Below are 13,912 nucleotides of genomic sequence, written 5' to 3'. Positions count from 1 at the left end.
AGATTATGCGCGATGCTCGCGGGAGCGGCAATCTCCCGCGCCCGGCTCAGGGCCGGCGATTGTCGATCAGGCGGACGCTGTCCAGCCAGGCCGCCCCGAGGATCACGAGGTCCTGATCGCACAGGGCCTCGCCGGCTACCGGCTCGGCGAGGTCGACCGCCCGGCGGATGGCCACGTATTCGGCGTCCAGCCCGGCCTCGCGCAGACGATCACAGGCCTCGGCCTCGATCTCGGTGACGCGGTCGGCCGCGCCGCTGCGGTCGCGCCGGCAGACGATGGCGACCTCGTCGAGCACGCGCTTGAGCGCCGGCGCCCGCGCGCGCGACTCGGCCGAGAGCAGACTGTTGCGCGAGGAACAGGCCAGCCCGTCGGACTCGCGCACGGTCGGCACCGCATCCACCCGCACCGGCATGTCCAGCGAGCCGACCATGCGCTCGATCAGGCGGAACTGCTGATAGTCCTTCTCGCCGAACAGGGCGATATCCGGCCGCACCAGATTGAACAGCTTGGCCACCACGGTCGCCACACCGTCGAAATGCCCCGGACGGAACGCCCCCTCGAGGATCTCCGAGAGCACCGGCACCACCACCTTCACCGGCGGCAGCCCGTCGTCCGGGTACATCACCGATTCGTCCGGGCAGAACAGGGCGTCGACGCCGGCATCCGCCAGCCGGCGGGAGTCTTCTTCCAGGCTGCGCGGGTAGTTCGCGAGGTCTTCCTCGCGGTCGAACTGCAGCGGATTGACGAAGATCGACACCACCACGCGCGACGCCCGCGCCCGCGCCTCGCGCACCAGTGCCATGTGCCCTTCGTGGAGGTGCCCCATGGTGGGCACCAGGGCAATGGTCTCCTGCCCGCCACGGCGCGACCATTCGCGGCGCATCGCCTGGATCTGGGGTCGATCTCGAAGGATTCTCATGGCCGTCCCGAGCCTCGTCTGAACCGGGGTTCTCTATACAAAGGTATGCACGCCGGATTCCGGGAAGCGCCCCTCGCGCACCGCTCCGACATAGGCCCGCACCGCTCCGGCCAGCGAGCCGCCCTCGGCGAGGAAATCGCGGGCGAAGCGCGGCGGATTCGGGGTCAGGCCGATCACGTCGGCAATCACCAGCACCTGGCCGTCGCAGGCCGGGCTGGCCCCGATCCCGATCACCGGCACGTCGGCCGCCCGCGCGACCGCGGTGGCCAGTGCCTCGGTCACGCCCTCCAGCAGCAGGGCCTGGGCCCCGGCCTGTTCCAGCCGCCCGGCCAGCGATTCCAGCTCGGCCGCCGTGGCGGCGTCGCGGCCCTGCACGCGGTACCCGCCCATGCGGTGCACCGCCTGCGGGGTCAGCCCCAGGTGGGCACACACCGGGATGCCGGAATCCACCAGCCGTTCGACCACCGGGATCTGCGACGTGCCGCACTCGATCTTGATCATCTGCGCCCCGGCCCGCATCAGGGCGCCGGACTGGGCCAGCGCGGTGGCCGGATCGGCGTCCCCCAGAAACGGGAGATCCGCCATGATCAGCGCCTGCTGGGTACCGCGGGCGACCGCGGCGGTGTGATAGACCATGTCCTCCAAGGTGACCGGCAGGGTGGTCGCATGTCCCTGTACCACCATGCCCAGCGAATCCCCGACCAGGATCACCTCCACGCCCTGCTCGTCCAGCAGGCGCGCGAACGCGGCGTCGTAGGCGGTCAGACAGGCAAAGCGCTCGCCGGCCCGCCGACGCTCGGCCAGGGTGTTGACGGTGATCGCGCCCATGCGTGTCCCCTACAGCGTGATCGGCAGCGGGTTGAAGTAGTGCCGCCCGCCCTGGATCGGTTCGAGAAACTGCAGCAGCTGGTCAAAATCGGCCGGGTTGTTCACCCAGTCAATCTCGGTCGCGTTGACGATCACCAGCGCCGGTCCCTCGAAATGATAGAAGAAATCCGCGTAGGCGGCGTTCAGCCGTTCCAGATAGGCGGTTTCGATCCGGCGTTCATAGGCCCGTCCGCGCTGGCGGATGCGTTCCTGCAGCACGTCCACCGGCGCCTGCAGATAGATCACCAGATCCGGCTGCGGCAGCCCCTGGCGCAGCCGGCGGAACATCTCGTGGTAGATCTCCAGCTCGTCCGGGGCCAGATTGAGTTCGGCGAACAGCGGGTCCTTGTCCATCAGGTAGTCGGCCACATGCGCCTGCTGGAACAGCCCCTTCTGCGCCACCGGGGTCAGCTGGCGCACGCGCTGCACGAGGAAATACAGCTGGGTGGCCAGGGCATGCTTGGCCGGATCCTGATAGAAACGTTCCAGGAACGGGTTCTCGTCGGGGGCCTCCTGCAGGAGCTCCGCGCGCAGGTGTTCCGCCAGCCGCTGCGCCAGCGAGGACTTGCCGACGCCGATCGGCCCCTCGACCGCGATGAAGTCGAAATGGCCCAGGCTCATGCGCCCGCCCCCGCACGGCGGCCCGGTGGTGGCTCCCCCGCGGCGGCCTCCGCGGCGCTGTCGCCCGACTCCTCCACCGGGATCAGGGCGGCGGGGTCAAAGGCACGGGCCAGCGCCGCCAGCGGGCCGCGCCCGGGGATCTCCAGCCCCGGTGCCAGCTCCTGCAGCGGCAGGACCACGAAATTGCGCTCGGCCACCCCCGGATGCGGCACCGCCAGCCCCGGCTCGTTCAGCACCCGGTCGCCGTACAGCAGCAGGTCGAGGTCCAGCAGCCGCGGCCCCCAGCGCTGGCCGTCGCGCACGCGCCCGCAGCGCTGTTCGATGGCCTGCAGCGCATGCAGCAGTTCGCGCGGCGTCAGTCGGGTGTGCAGCCGGGCCACGGCATTGACGTAGTCCGGCTGATCCGGCGGTCCCATCGGCGGATTGCGGTACAGCCGCGAGCGCCCCGCCAGATGCGTCCCGGGCACCTCGCGGGCAAGGCGGGCGAAAGAGCCGCGAACCTGTGCCACCGGATCCCCCAGGTTGGCGCCGATGCCGATGTAGGCCGACACGGCCGCAGTGCGCCCGCCGGGCTGGATCCGGGTCATGCCGAGTCTTCCCCCGCCTTCTTCCCGCCCGAGCCGCCGGCACGACCCCGCGGCTTGCGCTTGCGGCGCTTGCGCTTGCCATCCCCGCCCGAGGCCCCGGTCATTGCCTTGCGTCCGGCCTCGTCCTTTTCCTGCAGTTCGGTCCACCAGCGGCAGGTCGCCTCGCTGGCATCCCCCACCTGCGCCCGCAGGCAGTAGAAGTCGTAACCGGCACGGAAACGCGGATGCGTCAGCAGCTTCAGGGCCCGCGCCCCGGAGTGGGTCTCCAGCCGGCTCTGCATGTCCCAGATCTCGCGAATCACCAGCGCAAAGCGGCGCGGGATGGTGATGGTCTCGCCCTGCTCGTCGAGGATCTGCGACATCGCCTGGTCCCAGGCCGGCGCCGGGTTCTCGCCTTCCTCGATGCGCGCACTGGCCTCCCACTGCAGCGGCGCCCACATCAGCGCGGCATACAAAAACGCCGGGTGCACGCCCTGGTCCTCGGCCAGCCGCTTGTCGGTGTTGCGCAGCGCCTCGACCAGGAAGGCCCGCTGGCTGAGACCGGCCTCGGGATCGTCGGGGTCGTCGAAGGCCTCGGCGGTGGACGGGAACATCGCCTCGAACAGACCGAAGCGTTCGAGCTCGTCGAGGCAGGTGACGGCCTCGCCGCTGTGGAACAGCTTGATCACCTCGTCGAACAGGCGTGCCGGCGCGACTTCCTGCATCAGCGGCGCCAGCCGGTGCATCGCCTCGTCCACCGCCGGGTCGATGCGAAGCCCCAGCTTGGCGGAGAAACGCACCGCCCGCAGCATGCGCACCGGATCCTCGCGCAGGCGCGTCTCGGGATCGTCGCCGATCAGGCGCAGAACGCCCTCGCGCAGGTCCTCGACGCCGCCGGTGTAGTCCAGCACCGAGAAGTCGTTGATGTCGTAGTACAGCGCGTTGATGCTGAAATCGCGCCGCAGGGCGTCCTGCTCGATGGTGCCGTAGCGATTGTCGCGCAGGATGCGGCCGTCGTCGCTCAGGGCCACGTCGCCGTCGTCGTCGTCATCGTCCCCACCGGCATCGTGCGGAGCACGGAAGGTCGCGACCTCGATCACCTCGCGGCCGAACAGCACGTGAGCCAGCCGGAACCGCCGACCGATCAGTCGGCAGTTGCGGAACTCCCCGCGGACCTCTTCGGGGGTGGCGTCGGTGGCCACGTCGAAGTCCTTGGGTTCACGCCCCAGCAGGAGGTCGCGCACCCCGCCGCCGACCAGACAGGCGCGGTAGCCCGCGTCACGCAGGCGGTAGAGCACCTTGAGCGCGTTGTTGTCGATGGCCGCACGCGAGATGCCGTGCTCCTCGCGGCTGTAGACGCGAGGCACGACCGATGCGTCGCCGGCGCGCGGGGCGTCGTCGCGGGGGTCAGTTTCGGCCGGGGCCGGGATTTCGGTATCAGGGCGGGTCACGCAGGGCCGTCAAAATGGCTTCGGTGGCGTATCTTAACAGCTAATCCGTCCTTGTTCTCAGGGGAGCCACTTCGCCGGTAAGGCGATAGCGCAGGTAGTCGTCCACGATACGGCGGTGATCGAAGGCCAGTGGCAGACCGGGGTCGTCCGGGTCCAGCCAGGCACAGTCGCGCGCATCGTCGGCGGCCCGCGCCTGACCGTTCCCCTGAGCCAGATACACCACACTCACGGTGTGCCCGCGGGGGTCGCGATCGGGCGCCGAATACACCCCCAGCAGGGCCTGCAGTTCGACCTGCAGACCGGTTTCCTCGCGGGCCTCCCGCACGGCGGCATGTTCCGCGCTCTCGCCCACGTCGACAAAGCCCCCGGGAAGCGCCCACCCGTGCGGCGGGTTGTGACGCTCGATGACCAGGATCCGGCCGGGCTCGGCGGCATGCCGGATCACCAGGTCCACCGCCAGGGCCGGCGTACGCGGGCGTCGGTCACTCATCGGTTCCTCCCTGATCCTGCCGCACGAAACGCCGGATCTTGCGGCGCTCGCGTTTGTCCGGACGCCCCGAGGGCGCCGGGGCCCGTGCCTCGCGTTCCAGCCGCCGGCGGGATGCCTCCTGCTCGCGCGACTCGCGGCTCTCCGGGGTTTCGGTATAGAGCTGCTCCGCCTCGGTCGCCGGGCGCCGCCGATCATCCAGCGCCACCACGTCGACCTCCATGGACCAGCTCCCCTTGTGCACCCGCACGCGATCCCCCGGATGCAGCTTGCGCGCGGGCTTGCAGCGCTCGCCGTTGACATGGACCTTGCCGCCGGACACCGCCTCCGTCGCCAGGGCGCGGGTCTTGAAGAAACGCGCCGCCCACAGCCACTTGTCCAGACGCAGGCTGGACGCAGGCGCCGCCGCTGGACCCGTCCGGCTCATGAGCACCCCCGCGCGAGCACTGCGGGCGCCCCGCGCGCACCGGCGACCGGTAGTCGGCCCGGGCTTTTATCCGCGGACCGGAGCGACCAGAATGCCGCCTTCATGCACCGATATTTCCGGAGGGGGAACCGGTGGCCCGCGGGCCACCGGGCCATGCCATGGACTTTCCGCATCTGCACCTGGTCAGCTTCGATATTTGTCCTTTCGTCCAGCGTAGCCTCATCACGCTGAATTACAAGGCAGCGCCGTACGAACTCACCCGCATCGACCTCGCCGACCCGCCCGACTGGTTCCGGGAACGCTCGCCGCTGGGCAAGGTCCCGATCCTGATCGTGAACGGGGACACGGTCCTGTTCGAATCGGCGGTCATCAACGAATACATCGACGCCGTTACCCCGCCCGAACGCCTGCCTCCGGAACCGCTGGAACGCGCCCGGGCCCGCGCCTGGATCGAGTACCTGTCGGAACAGACCTTCGCGCAGTACCGCTGGATGACCGCGGCCGACGAGGACGCCTTCGAACGGGCCGCACACGAGGCGGCACGAGGTCTGGAGCGACTGGAACGCCAGATGGCCGGCGACCGCACGCTGGCCGGGGCGGAGTTCTCGCTGGTGGACGCGACCCTGGCGCCGCTGCTGATGCGCTACGCCCTGCTCACCCACGAAGACAGCCCCTGGGACCCCGAATCCTTCCCGCGCCTGGCGGCGCGCTGGCAGTGGCTGGAGGCGATGGACGCGGTACGCGACTCGGTACCGGCGGATTTCTCGCAGCGCCTGGCCACCTACCTGGATGGCCAGACCGGCACCGCGCCCCGGCAACTGGCGGCCGCACTGCGCGACGGCTGATCACCCCTCGGGCCAGACCCCGCGCCGCAGATACCGGCCGGCGGGGATTTCGGGCATCCAGTACATCCACACCGGACGCGGCCCCGACGCAGGCCCGGAACCGGAAGAGGGGTCGGGATCGGCGAGTACCAGGGCGCGGCGATACATGCCCCGCCCGTCCGCCCGGAAGTCCTCCAGACGATCCACCGGCGGCAGACTGCGGCGTGGCTCGGGCAGACGCATGATCTCGCCCTGAATGCGGTCGTAACCGGAGACCGGCGCCGGGCTGGCCGGAGGATCATGCCGCCACTGCAGGGCCGCATCGGCCTCCGGGTCGTCCGACCCCTCGGCCAGGATACGTTCCTGCGGAATGACCGCCCCGGGGTACCCATGGGGCAGGTGATACAGCCAGCCGGGCACGCTCGCCGGAACCACCTCCAGGGCATGGCCGCAATGCGCGGCAAAGTTGGCATAACCGCGCTTCAGCGTGCCGTAGACGAACAGGTCGATGAACGGGGAAGACATGATCCGATCCCCACCTCCGCTCTATTTTGCGGTTGAGTCACCCTCCGGCTCCGACGCCGGCTGCAACAGGCGGGCAGCCAGCGGAACCTCGCCCGGCCAGTCCACCACGTAATCGATGATCGGCAGATCCGGGGCATCGCATTCGCGCAGGACCCGCCCGGCCACCGACACCCCGGCGCGGCGCACGCTGTCCGGATCGCCGGTCAGCAGCGGGTGCCAGCTCGGCAGGGGCTGCCCGGCAAAGCGCAGGCGATAGGCGCAGGTGGGCGGCAGCCAGTCGTATTGCGCCACCTTCTCCAGGGTCAGCTGCAGACAGTCCGGCACGGACTCGCGACGCCGGGCATAGTCGGAGCAATGGCCGGTCTCGCAGTCGAGCAGGTCACAGGCCAGCCAGGTGTGGGCCAGTTCGCCGGTATCCTCGTCCTCGAACTTGTGCAGGCAGCAGCGCCCGCAGCCGTCGCAAAGGGCCTCCCATTCGGCCGCGTCGAGTTCCTCCAGCGGGCGCTGGTAAAAGGGCCGTTCGTCGCTCACGGCGTCTCCGCCCGGTGGTCCTCTTCGCCCAGCCGCCGGCGCCCCTCTTCCTGCAGGCGCTGCTCGACCCGGCTCCAGCGCTCCTGCGTGGTGTAGTGCATGGTCGGCCGTCCGCGGTCGGGCAGCAGCACGGCCACACCCTGATCGGGATACAGCCAGTAGGCGTGGTCGCTGTCGATCTGCATGCGCTCGGCCGGCTCGCCGAAATGCCGGCGCAGCAGATCCGCGTCCCAGCGTGCCCGGGGAATATAGCTCATCTCCACCACCGGCACGTTACCCAGCGATGCAAGGGTGTCGTCGTCCAGGCCGTAGCGCCGGGCACCCGACGGCATCGGCCGTTCGGAGGTCGTCCCCGCCTCGATACGGTCCAGGTCGGCCTCGTCCAGATCGGGGCGCAGGATCAGGTTGGTCTCGAACGGCTCGATGCGGGCATTCACGTAATACGCCTCCACCGAGCGCGTCCCGTCGGGATCCTCGAACATCCGGATCTCGGGCACCGGCAACCGCCCCATGAGATCCGCCATGGTGGTCTCGCCCAGGGTAATCCCCAGCACCCGCGTGTGCTGCCGGTCCAGCACCTCCACCTGCCAGGGCAGACTGTCGAACTGCCGGGTCTGCTGCCCGCCGGGCTGCATGTAGACGAACATCGCCAGGGCCAGAATGCCCGCGAGGGCGACCGCCCCGATGGTCCAGCGTAGATTCATGCCGACTTCTGCTCCCGAGCCACCCCTGCGCGAATCCTCGCGGGGTCGCTATACTGGGCGGCTCGCAAACCACCCGGCGCCCCGCGTCCGATCACGCATGATCTCACGTTTGTCTGCCTGGATCACGGCCCGCTCGGTCCCGTCCGCATACACCGGACGCACCCTGATCATCGCCTCGCACCGCGAACTCGCGCGGGCGCCCGACTGGCTCGCCGGTCTCGGCGAGACCCTGGGCCCGCTGCTGCTGGGCGTCAGCGATGCCCCCCGCGACAGGGAGGCCGCCGTGCCCGGAGCACCCGAAACCCTGCCGGCGGTGGCCCTGCCCCCCGAACTCGCCCCGGCGCGCCTGGCCCGCCTGCGCCCCCGGGCCGTGGTGCTGCTGGGCCCGGTCGATCTCCCCGGCGAGGCGCTGCGGGCCACCGTGGCCGCCGGGGCCCGCGTGGCCTGGGTCAACGCCGAGGGCCCCGCCCCGGAAGGCGTCCCCTTCGCCACCGTGCTGGCCGCCCGGGATGGCGCCGTGGACCCGGCACTGGGCGCCGAGACCACCGGCGACCCGCTCGCCGGGGCCGTATCCCTGCCCCCCGCACCGGAAGACCCGGATCCCGAGCGGGCGTTCTGCGAACGCTTCGCCGAATACCGCGAGCGCGGCCACCCGATTCTGCTGGCCCCGAACACCGGCCCGGACGAGGAGGCGTTCGCCTTCGCAGTACTGTTCGCGGTCCTGCAGAAGAGCGCCGCCCTGCTCCTGCTCGCACCGGCGGACCCCGAACGCCACGAGCCGGTCTACCGCGATGCAATCAAGTACTCGCTGCCGATCGTGCGCCACAACCGGTTCATGACCTCGTACGTCCCGCGCAAGAACCGGGTCTACTACATCGAGGATCCGCAGACCCTGCAGGCCGCCTACGCCTGCGCCGACATCACCCTGCCCGGCGGCACCCTGGCGGCCACGCGGACCCCGCCGGATCTGGCACGCCCCCTGGCCTGCGGCAGTGCCGTGGTGACCGGGCCGGCCGCCAGCGGCGACGCCCCGGAAGACGAGGTCCGCCTGCGGCGTGCCGCGGAGACCACCGGCCTGATCCGCCGCGGAGAAGATCCCGATGCCGTGTCCGCCGCGATTCTCGAGACCCTTTCGACCCTGCCGGATGCCGGACAGCGCCAGGCGCGGCTGACCCGATGGCTGGAACGACAGGCCACGGCCCGCGAACAGGTCGCGGCCCGCCTGGCCGAACATCTCGCGGCTACCCCCGCGCCTTCCTGAGCGCCCTTAGCATATCTCCCGGGGTCTGGTCTATAATTTGAAACAAGTGCGAATCCGGACCGGAAAATGATCGACGGCAGCAGCGGCCTGCAGGGCATCCAGAAGGGCATGACGCAGATGCGTCAGCAGGCCCACACCGTGGCCACCGAGAACGCCGGCAGCCGCCAGAGCAACACGGCGATGGTCGAGATGAGCGCGAGCCAGCGTCACGTGGAAGCGAACGTGAAGACCCTGCAAGCCGAAGACCGCATGATCGGGAGCCTGCTCGACGTCCGCGCCTGACGCGGAAGCGAGGGACACCATGGAAGCACCGCTGACCAATCCGGCACCGCCGACCGTCCCGGCCACCCGGCCGAGCGGTTCGGACCGCCTGGGTCTCGGCCAGCTGTCCGCGCCATCGGAGTTCGATCGCCCGCTGAACGACCCCGAAGCCGGGGCCGCGCGCCGTCCCATCGAGGACCGCGCCGAGCAGCAGCGCAACCGCAACGGGGACGAGGGCGACCCGCGTGCCGACCTGGTTCTGCCCCGCAACGAGCGCGAAATGGCCGGCCAGGCGCGCCTGGCGGCCGAGATCGAGGCGTTTCAGTCCGGCACCGCCGACGACGCCCGTCCGGGCGAGGAGCGCATCGCCGACGGCGGCGCACTGGAGGACTCCGGGGTCGAGGCCCTGCGCCGGCGTGTGGAACTGGCCTTCAGCTTTGCCGGCCCGGCCGAGGAACCCCGCCGCGAGCTGAACATCGTTGTCTGACCGCGGCGGTGCCGCCCTGCGGACTCAGGCGTCTCCCCGCCGCGGGAACTCCGCCAGCCACTCCTGCGCCCGCTCCCCCGCATGCAGCCGCTCGTCCGCGTTGAGTTCGCGTGCCACCCGCTCGCGATAGCGCGCCGCACTGGCCACCCCCATCTCCGCCGCGATCGCATACCACTTGAAGGCGGAGACATCCGAGCGCTCCACGCCCTCGCCCATCGCGAACAGCCGCGCCAGGTTGGCGGCCCCGCGGCCCTCGCCGGCCTCGGCCGCCAGCAGATACCACTGCGCCGCCTGCTCGGAGTCCTGCGGCAACCCGCGCCCCTCGTCGAACTTCAGGCCCAGGTTGAACATCGCCTGCGGATTGCCGCCCTCGGCGGCGGCATGGAACCAGCGCGCCGCCTCGTTCGGGCTGGCCTCCACGCCGTCGCCCTGTTCGAACAGCACCGCCAGATTGAACGCGGCATCCGGCCAGCCCGCCTCGGCCGCCTGCAGATACCAGATCGCGGCACGCGCCGGGTCGCGCGGCATGTGCGTGCCTTCATCCAGCAGCACCCCCAGGTTGTAGGCCGCGAGCGGATCACCCGCGGTGGCGGCCTGTTGCCAGCGGTCCACCGCCCGCGCGGTGTCTCCGTCCGTCCAGGCCGCGCGCGCCTGCTCGAGCAGCCCGCGCGGATCATTTGATGCATTCATGGTGCGAACTCGATTCGGGACATGTCGGCCGGCAATGTACCGACCGGACAACGCAGCGTCGATGTCCCCCACGGCGGCCGGGCACGCGAACCACAGAGCGTGACGCCATTCTTATTTTTTCACCCGCATCCCGCTTGAGCGCGGGTCCGCCCGGCGCGACTCGGGAACTCACCCCCGGGGGGCAGGAGACGCAGGGGCGACAGGGACCCTGTCCCTGATTCTTACCCTTGTCCCAATGAGGAGGACCTTGATGAAACGTTCCACGAAACTGCTGGCAGCCACCGCCATCGCGCCCTTTGCCCTGCTGATCGCCGGCTGCGGCGGTGACGACATGGGCATGGACGAGTTCGAAGAACAGCAGATGGAAGAAGGCGCGCCGCCGGCCGAGGACGGAATGGGTGGCGGCATGCAGGAAGGCGCCCCGCCGGAAGGTGACATGGGAGGCCAGGGAATGGAACCCGAAGGCGATGGCATGGACGACGGCATGGGTGGCGACATGGAGGGCGACGACGAACCCCAGTTCTGATCGTCCCGCCCGAATGCTCCGCCGGGACGATGCGACCACATTTCCCGGCCACCGGGGCCCGACCGGAAACCTTCTCCGGTCGGGCCTTTTTATTGCTGCCGGGATCAACCGGCGAGCGAGGTCGCCCGCGGCTCAGAACCGGTGCGTCAGTCCGACGGAAATCGTCCGGGGCTGGTTCGGACGGGCCCCGTAGGGCGTACGTGCCACGATACGCTGCTCGTCGAAGACATTGCGGGCCCGCAGGAACACGTCGGTATCCCCGGTCAGCGCATAGCGACTCACCAGATCGACGGTCATCAGGGACTCGGTCTCATCAAAATCCGAATCACTGTTGTTACAGCCGACGGAGCTGCAGGAAGCACCGGTATAGTTCAGCACCGCGTGGTTATCCCAACCGCTCGGATGCTCCAGGCCTGCCCGCAGATTCAGCTGATGGCGCGGGATATCCTGCAGACGATCGCCCTTTTCCAGGCCCGAGGCCGGGTTGTCGCTGCTGATGCGCGCCCGGGTATAGGTGTAGGCTGCCGACACCGGCACCTGGAAGGAACCTGCCGCGAACTCCGTCCCGGCCTGCACCTCGACCCCGGAGATCTCCGCCTCGCCGGTAGTGAACGTACCCGAGGTGGAACCGTCCGAGCAGGGCGAACCCACGGAGCAGTCTTCCTTCTGGTCGGTAAAGTCACTGTGGAACCCGATCGCCTCGGCGAACAGATTGCCGGAGCGATAGCGCCCGCCCAGCTCCCAGTTGATACTGGTCTCGGGGGCTGTACCGGACTCGGCTCCACCTCCGGCCGGCGAAAAGCCGCGGTGCACACCGGCCAGCAGCTGCCAGCGATCGTCCACGTCAAAGGTCATGGAAGCCCCGGGCAGCCATTCGCTGTAAGAGTTCGACCGCCGATAGTCCACGGTATTGCGGCTGGCGTCCGCGTACTGAACCCGCGAGGTCTTCACGTCTTCGTACCGCATGGCCAGATTCAGACGCAGCCGGTCGTTCACCTGCCACTCGTCGGTAACCCACAGACTCCAGGCCTCGCCATCCTCGAAACGATTGTTGCCCCCGGAGGGCTCGACCCGGCCCTGACGCACCAGCGAACCGTTGACCTGATCGTAGATCTCCACGGGCTGGAAACGATCCATCTCGTCTTCGTGGTACCGCACGCCGGTCCGGATCCAGTGGTCGCCGAGCGCCAGATCGAACTCGGTCTGCACGCCCTGCGAGACGTACTCCCGATTGTTGTTCTTGTACTCGAGACCCGTAGTGTCCCGGGTGCCCCGCAAGGTACCAAGCGCGTCCGCATCGCCTTCATTGGCGTCCGCCACCAGGTTGCCATCGAGCTTGAACCAGTTGCGCGCGAACTCGTTACGATAGACGGTCGATGTCTGCCGCACTTCCGGGGTCCAGTCGAACTCGTGAATGAGGCTGACACCCTGATGATCGTTGTTCATCTGGTCGATCTCGGACAGCCCGTAACGGCGATCGGGATCACGCGAAAAATCATCGTCAGTCAGGCCCAGATAGGTCTCGTTGGACGTCTCCTCGGAATGCTGGGCCTTCAGTTCAACGCTCTGGCGCGCCCCGTCCCAGCGCAACTTGGCCACGTAGTCCTCGATGCGGAAGCCCGTGTCACGGCTGCTGCGGTCGATGTCCTTGAAACCATCGCTGCGACGCTGGACCGTTTCGATCATGTAACTCCAGTCACCGATACGATCTCCCCAGGTCGCGTGCACGTCGAGACCGCCGTGTTCCCCGGCCACGGTCTCGATGCTGCCGGCGCGTTCGGCCGGAATCGGCGTGGAACGCAGGTTGATCACGCCACCGGTGGTCTGCGGCCCGTGCCGCAGAAGCGGCGCCCCCTTGAGAACCTCGATGGAATGGAGACGCTTGGTGGTGGGGAAATAATAGGCCGCCGGATTGGAATACGGCGCCGGAGCCATCAGCACACCGTCTTCCATGATCGTCACCTTGCTGCTGCGCCCCGGAGGTGCGGCACGCACCCCGATGTTCGGCCGCAGGCCGAAGCCCTCTTCCTCGCGAACGTACATGCCCGGGACGGTTTTCAGCGCCTGGTGGATGTCGGTCGTCCCGTCGAGCTCCAGCTGTTCGGGTTCCACGACGGCCCCCGAACCCGGCAGCTCCCGCGCCTGGGCCGAATCGCCGATGATCTCCACCGGTGCCAGACGATCGGTATCGGCATCCTGAGCGTTGGCTATCGGCATCCCGGCGACGCCCAGGACCGCCAGTGCTACCGCGCGATGGCGCCAGCTTGCCGGCCCCATTCCGCGCTCCCGATCAACGCCGGCCTCACAGCCGTAACTAAAGGAATGAACGCCTCTCATTCGTTCTCTGCGAGCCATTTCTTTCTCCCTTCGGTTTGCACGACAGCGCACCGCCTCGACCGGTGACATGTCGCGGTTCAAGTAACGAAAAATGGCTGGCTGAGGGAGCGGGTCCCCTGGCTGGCGGGTGCCGTGGCGGCCGCCACGGCGTGGAATGCTTTTATTTGGTCAGGATCAGCTTCCTGCTGGACGTCACCCGGAGGGTGTAGCACTGGCCTTCATGGCGGATATACAGTCGATCGGCATCACACAGCAGCTCGCTCGAGGCGATTTCCCGTGGAACGCCGGCGGGCCGGCCTTCCGGCCCGGCCCCGGCCCCGGCCCCGGCACGGGGCTGCTCGGTGTGCTCCGGAACGGATCCCGGCTGGTGGCGGTTTTCGCTGGAACTCATTCTGCCTCCCCGGCCGCCCCGCCCCTTGCGGGACGGC

The 13,912-nt window shown here is 69.1% G+C and carries 18 protein-coding genes; 5 read left to right on the top strand and 13 right to left on the bottom strand.

Features of this window, described 5'->3' with window-relative positions; translation table 11 throughout:
* Positions 1-46: 46 nt before the first annotated feature.
* The 7 genes from panC to F788_RS0103020 are packed head-to-tail and all read right to left on the bottom strand — an operon-like array spanning position 47 to position 5,338.
* Positions 47-919, bottom strand: a complete 873-nt coding sequence (gene panC, locus F788_RS0103050; RefSeq protein ID WP_026332687.1) for a pantoate--beta-alanine ligase — start codon at positions 917-919, stop codon at positions 47-49.
* A gap of 33 nt (positions 920-952) precedes the next feature.
* Entirely contained in the window at positions 953-1,747 is a 795-nt protein-coding gene (gene panB / locus F788_RS0103045; RefSeq protein WP_019589208.1) for a 3-methyl-2-oxobutanoate hydroxymethyltransferase, read from the bottom strand.
* A 9-nt stretch (positions 1,748-1,756) separates the two neighbouring features.
* Entirely contained in the window at positions 1,757-2,407 is a 651-nt protein-coding gene (locus F788_RS0103040) for a deoxynucleoside kinase (protein WP_018946545.1), read from the bottom strand.
* Positions 2,404-2,994, bottom strand: coding sequence for a 2-amino-4-hydroxy-6-hydroxymethyldihydropteridine diphosphokinase (folK, locus tag F788_RS0103035; RefSeq protein ID WP_019589207.1), 591 nt, complete (start codon positions 2,992-2,994; stop codon positions 2,404-2,406). The genes F788_RS0103040 and folK overlap by 4 nt, the downstream gene beginning before the upstream one ends.
* Entirely contained in the window at positions 2,991-4,424 is a 1,434-nt protein-coding gene (gene pcnB / locus F788_RS0103030) for a polynucleotide adenylyltransferase PcnB (RefSeq protein ID WP_019589206.1), read from the bottom strand. The genes folK and pcnB overlap by 4 nt, the downstream gene beginning before the upstream one ends.
* Positions 4,425-4,464: 40 nt before the next feature.
* Positions 4,465-4,914 carry an NUDIX hydrolase gene (locus F788_RS0103025; protein WP_018871155.1) on the bottom strand — a complete coding sequence of 150 codons (450 nt, stop codon included), beginning with the start codon at positions 4,912-4,914 and terminating at the stop codon, positions 4,465-4,467.
* Positions 4,907-5,338, bottom strand: a complete 432-nt coding sequence (locus F788_RS0103020; RefSeq protein ID WP_019589205.1) for an RNA-binding S4 domain-containing protein — start codon at positions 5,336-5,338, stop codon at positions 4,907-4,909. Before F788_RS0103020 ends, F788_RS0103025 begins: the two co-directional genes overlap by 8 nt.
* Positions 5,339-5,496: 158 nt before the next feature.
* Here F788_RS0103020 and F788_RS0103015 point away from each other — a divergent pair, with 158 nt between their 5' ends.
* Positions 5,497-6,183 (top strand): glutathione S-transferase family protein, encoded by a 687-nt coding sequence (locus tag F788_RS0103015; RefSeq protein WP_019021354.1) that lies wholly within the window; start codon positions 5,497-5,499, stop codon positions 6,181-6,183.
* Here the strand turns inward: F788_RS0103015 and F788_RS0103010 are convergent, their stop codons facing one another.
* The 3 genes from F788_RS0103010 to F788_RS0103000 are packed head-to-tail and all read right to left on the bottom strand — an operon-like array spanning position 6,184 to position 7,922.
* The gene (locus F788_RS0103010) at positions 6,184-6,687 is read right to left on the bottom strand and encodes a gamma-glutamylcyclotransferase (protein WP_018871158.1); all 504 of its coding nucleotides are present in this window, start codon (positions 6,685-6,687) and stop codon (positions 6,184-6,186) included.
* Between the two features lie 21 nt (positions 6,688-6,708).
* Positions 6,709-7,218 carry a YcgN family cysteine cluster protein gene (locus F788_RS0103005; protein WP_019021355.1) on the bottom strand — a complete coding sequence of 170 codons (510 nt, stop codon included), beginning with the start codon at positions 7,216-7,218 and terminating at the stop codon, positions 6,709-6,711.
* Positions 7,215-7,922, bottom strand: coding sequence for a hypothetical protein (locus tag F788_RS0103000; RefSeq protein ID WP_018871160.1), 708 nt, complete (start codon positions 7,920-7,922; stop codon positions 7,215-7,217). The genes F788_RS0103005 and F788_RS0103000 overlap by 4 nt, the downstream gene beginning before the upstream one ends.
* A 97-nt stretch (positions 7,923-8,019) precedes the next feature.
* On the opposite strand from F788_RS0103000, the gene F788_RS0102995 reads away from it, so the two are divergent.
* The 3 genes from F788_RS0102995 to F788_RS0102985 all read left to right on the top strand — a co-directional run bounded on the left by F788_RS0102995 (position 8,020) and on the right by F788_RS0102985 (position 9,931).
* Positions 8,020-9,183, top strand: coding sequence for a hypothetical protein (locus F788_RS0102995; protein WP_019589204.1), 1,164 nt, complete (start codon positions 8,020-8,022; stop codon positions 9,181-9,183).
* Positions 9,184-9,249: 66 nt separating this feature from the next.
* Positions 9,250-9,465, top strand: coding sequence for a hypothetical protein (locus F788_RS0102990; protein ID WP_018946554.1), 216 nt, complete (start codon positions 9,250-9,252; stop codon positions 9,463-9,465).
* 19 nt (positions 9,466-9,484) lie between these two features.
* Complete coding sequence (locus F788_RS0102985) at positions 9,485-9,931, top strand: hypothetical protein (protein ID WP_018871163.1); 447 nt, start codon at positions 9,485-9,487, stop codon at positions 9,929-9,931.
* Between the two features lie 24 nt (positions 9,932-9,955).
* Here F788_RS0102985 and F788_RS0102980 read toward each other — a convergent pair whose 3' ends face one another.
* Entirely contained in the window at positions 9,956-10,621 is a 666-nt protein-coding gene (locus F788_RS0102980; protein ID WP_019589203.1) for a tetratricopeptide repeat protein, read from the bottom strand.
* 250 nt (positions 10,622-10,871) lie between these two features.
* Between F788_RS0102980 and F788_RS0102975 the strand changes: the two genes are divergently transcribed.
* The gene (locus tag F788_RS0102975) at positions 10,872-11,147 is read left to right on the top strand and encodes a hypothetical protein (RefSeq protein ID WP_018871165.1); all 276 of its coding nucleotides are present in this window, start codon (positions 10,872-10,874) and stop codon (positions 11,145-11,147) included.
* Positions 11,148-11,279: 132 nt separating this feature from the next.
* Here the strand turns inward: F788_RS0102975 and F788_RS0102970 are convergent, their stop codons facing one another.
* Together F788_RS0102970 and F788_RS0102965 are read right to left on the bottom strand one after the other, a co-directional pair.
* On the bottom strand, positions 11,280-13,424 hold the full coding sequence (locus tag F788_RS0102970) for a TonB-dependent receptor domain-containing protein (RefSeq protein WP_019589202.1): 2,145 nt from the start codon (positions 13,422-13,424) through the stop codon (positions 11,280-11,282).
* 220 nt (positions 13,425-13,644) lie between these two features.
* Entirely contained in the window at positions 13,645-13,875 is a 231-nt protein-coding gene (locus F788_RS0102965; RefSeq protein ID WP_019589201.1) for a hemin uptake protein HemP, read from the bottom strand.
* Positions 13,876-13,912 lie beyond the last annotated feature (37 nt).

The organism is Thioalkalivibrio sp. ALE10 (assembly GCF_000381385.1).
Taxonomy (GTDB): domain Bacteria; phylum Pseudomonadota; class Gammaproteobacteria; order Ectothiorhodospirales; family Ectothiorhodospiraceae; genus Thioalkalivibrio.
Note: the sequence above shows the minus strand (reverse complement) of the source record. Positions and strands in the feature narration are given on the sequence as shown.

Coding starts and splice junctions, on each gene's coding strand:
- panC (WP_026332687.1), bottom strand. CDS start 919: ATGAGAATCCTTCGAGATCGACCCCAGATCCAGGCGATGCGCCGCGAA.
- panB (WP_019589208.1), bottom strand. CDS start 1,747: ATGGGCGCGATCACCGTCAACACCCTGGCCGAGCGTCGGCGGGCCGGC.
- F788_RS0103040 (WP_018946545.1), bottom strand. CDS start 2,407: ATGAGCCTGGGCCATTTCGACTTCATCGCGGTCGAGGGGCCGATCGGC.
- folK (WP_019589207.1), bottom strand. CDS start 2,994: ATGACCCGGATCCAGCCCGGCGGGCGCACTGCGGCCGTGTCGGCCTAC.
- F788_RS0103025 (WP_018871155.1), bottom strand. CDS start 4,914: ATGAGTGACCGACGCCCGCGTACGCCGGCCCTGGCGGTGGACCTGGTG.
- F788_RS0103020 (WP_019589205.1), bottom strand. CDS start 5,338: ATGAGCCGGACGGGTCCAGCGGCGGCGCCTGCGTCCAGCCTGCGTCTG.
- F788_RS0103015 (WP_019021354.1), top strand. CDS start 5,497: ATGGACTTTCCGCATCTGCACCTGGTCAGCTTCGATATTTGTCCTTTC.
- F788_RS0103010 (WP_018871158.1), bottom strand. CDS start 6,687: ATGTCTTCCCCGTTCATCGACCTGTTCGTCTACGGCACGCTGAAGCGC.
- F788_RS0103000 (WP_018871160.1), bottom strand. CDS start 7,922: ATGAATCTACGCTGGACCATCGGGGCGGTCGCCCTCGCGGGCATTCTG.
- F788_RS0102995 (WP_019589204.1), top strand. CDS start 8,020: ATGATCTCACGTTTGTCTGCCTGGATCACGGCCCGCTCGGTCCCGTCC.
- F788_RS0102990 (WP_018946554.1), top strand. CDS start 9,250: ATGATCGACGGCAGCAGCGGCCTGCAGGGCATCCAGAAGGGCATGACG.
- F788_RS0102985 (WP_018871163.1), top strand. CDS start 9,485: ATGGAAGCACCGCTGACCAATCCGGCACCGCCGACCGTCCCGGCCACC.
- F788_RS0102980 (WP_019589203.1), bottom strand. CDS start 10,621: ATGAATGCATCAAATGATCCGCGCGGGCTGCTCGAGCAGGCGCGCGCG.
- F788_RS0102975 (WP_018871165.1), top strand. CDS start 10,872: ATGAAACGTTCCACGAAACTGCTGGCAGCCACCGCCATCGCGCCCTTT.
- F788_RS0102970 (WP_019589202.1), bottom strand. CDS start 13,424: ATGGGGCCGGCAAGCTGGCGCCATCGCGCGGTAGCACTGGCGGTCCTG.
- F788_RS0102965 (WP_019589201.1), bottom strand. CDS start 13,875: ATGAGTTCCAGCGAAAACCGCCACCAGCCGGGATCCGTTCCGGAGCAC.